Annotated in this window: 2 protein-coding genes; both read right to left on the reverse strand. The window is 48.3% G+C overall.

Annotated features, from left to right (window positions below; translation table 11 throughout):
• Window positions 1–96: 96 nt before the first annotated feature.
• Entirely contained in the window at window positions 97–1215 is a 1119-nt protein-coding gene (locus tag B3B27_RS04495) for an acyltransferase family protein (RefSeq protein WP_286846946.1), read from the reverse strand.
• A 4-nt stretch (window positions 1216–1219) separates the two neighbouring features.
• Window positions 1220–2254 (reverse strand): beta-N-acetylhexosaminidase (locus B3B27_RS04500; protein WP_286846947.1); only part of this gene is annotated, 1035 nt, incomplete at its 5' end.

Consider the following 2254-nt stretch of genomic DNA (forward strand, 5'->3'; position numbering starts at 1 on the left):
GGCTCCTTCGCCGATAAAGTCGATATATTCACCGACAAGAGATACAGCAGAAACAATACCAAACCTACATGTATTCTTTTCATATCATTATTTATTTTACAATTTAATGAAAATATTCCGTTTATACATATAATAGCAGATGCCCCAGACCATAAACGCCACCACCGCAATCGTCACCATGTTGATCACCATATCGCCTCCCCAGCCAAAAAGACGGTACGTGAACGGACGGGCCATCCGGGTAAGCAGACTCTTTCCGCCGAGGCTGCTGAAAAGGTAAATAAAAATAGGGTTCATACCCACGATGGCAAAGAACGTGGCTACCTTTCTGAAGCGGAGTATATCCACAAAGAGATAGGACAATCCCATCGCCAGCAAGCACCAACCGCCGCTGAAAATGACAAAAGAGCCGGTGCTGATACGCTCTATCATGGGGATACATAACCCCAGCAGATACCCTCCCATGATCCCGGTGACCCCGGTTGAAAGCATGATCCATAGTTTTTTCTTTCGGGGCCAATCAGTCATTAATAATTTTCCTATGCAGACGCCCCAGAGGATGTGGGCGCAAGTAGGCACCGCATTGAATGTGACCCAATGGTCGGGATGCAGATGACCCACTGTGACTGAATCTAACCATGCGCCGAAATTGTGGTCGGGCGTGTAGGGCATATTGTATCCTTTTATCGACCAAAGCTGGTAAAGCAGGTCGGAGACCAGTATCAGCGCAAAGGAAACCACCAGTTGCCATTTCACATCCTTTTGCAACAACAGAAAGGCAAACACATACACAAACGCCAGTTGGGGAAGGATATTGGTCAGGTAATAGGTATCGTCTTTTGCTCCCAGCATAAAACCGAGCAGCAGCAGCCAGAAGGAACGCTTCAGGGCATGGATGAACGACCGCTTCCAGCTATCGCCCCGTGCAAGCCTTTTGGAAAGAGAGAAAGGCATGGAGACACCGACGATAAACATAAAAAAAGGCTGTATCAGGTCCCAGAAATAGATCTCGAACCAGTTGCCGTGATTGGAGTGCTTGTCGAGCCAGGCAATAAACGCACCTCCCTGCCCCTGTTCCGTCATTTGGTGAAACAGGGTCGCTATCCCCGATACAAGGATAAACATCACCAATCCCCTAAAGAAGTCTATGGAAAGGATTCTTTCCTGTTCCTTGCCCATGCCGGTAGGCACATGGTTTGTTTGATTCGATTCCATCTCTTCAATCTTTTTTTCTCATTTCCGGCCCTGCAACTTCAGGACTTGAATCGGGGTTTTTATAATCGAAGAAAACGATGCCGGATTTTTTGTAAATTTCCATCATCCTGTCCATCCGCAAATTGAAGTTCTCGTAATTTTTTGACCGATCTTGCGTCCATGCGGCTTCCGCCAATGCCGACAGCCGGGGATATACCATAAACTGTAACCGCTCGGACGTATGAATTCTTTCTGTCCATACATTCCCTTGCAGGCCTTTGACCAATGGTGTAGCCACAGATATGCCTGAAGTGTAACCCGTACCGGGAAAATGATAGACCCTTTCCATGGGTGCGTACTCGCCTTTCGACCATTTCCGGCCGTATTGATGCAACGGATGCTGGACGAAATCCAAATAGAGGGGCAGCCGCGGACACAGCACTATTTCATAACCTTTACTTATCGCTTTTTCAAGCTGTTCAGGCCTCTCTTGACGCCACCACATCACCACCGTATTGGACACGGGCAAGCCGGCAGTGACCACTTCATCCCATCCCATAACGGTTTTACCCAGCGTACGGATGGAGTCCGACATCCTGTTCAGGAAGTAGTGTTCCACTGCCACCAGGTCGTTGAGTCGTTCTGTTCTCATCAGCTCTCCGATTTCAGTCAAGTGATTCCACTGCTCATTGCCAAAGTGCACCTCATCTCCGCCTATATGGATATATTTTGAAGGAAAAAGAGCGGTTATCTCTTTTAGAATATTTGTTAGAAACGTATAGGTGCCCTCTTTCCCCGGATTAAAAGTAAAGTGGGGATACCGCTTTGAACCGCTGCCGCTGAACTCGGGATAGGCTTTAACCGCGGAGGTGGCATGTCCCGGCATATCTATTTCGGGAATGACTTCGATAAACCGCTCTGCCGCATATTGCACTATTTCGGCTATTTCGGCCTGTGTGTAATATTGAGCCGGGGCATCCGGATCGGTGAGGTTGCCGATGGCTCCCACGGAAGTCAATAGGGGATACTGCTTGATTTCGATTCTCCACCCCTGGGAGTC

It is taken from the genome of Proteiniphilum sp. UBA5463 (assembly GCF_002427225.1).
Lineage (GTDB): Bacteria > Bacteroidota > Bacteroidia > Bacteroidales > Dysgonomonadaceae > Proteiniphilum > Proteiniphilum propionicum.

Excerpts from the sequence above, each read along its gene's own strand:
- B3B27_RS04495 (WP_286846946.1), bottom strand. The coding sequence starts at position 1,215 with ATGGAATCGAATCAAACAAACCATGTGCCTACCGGCATGGGCAAGGAA.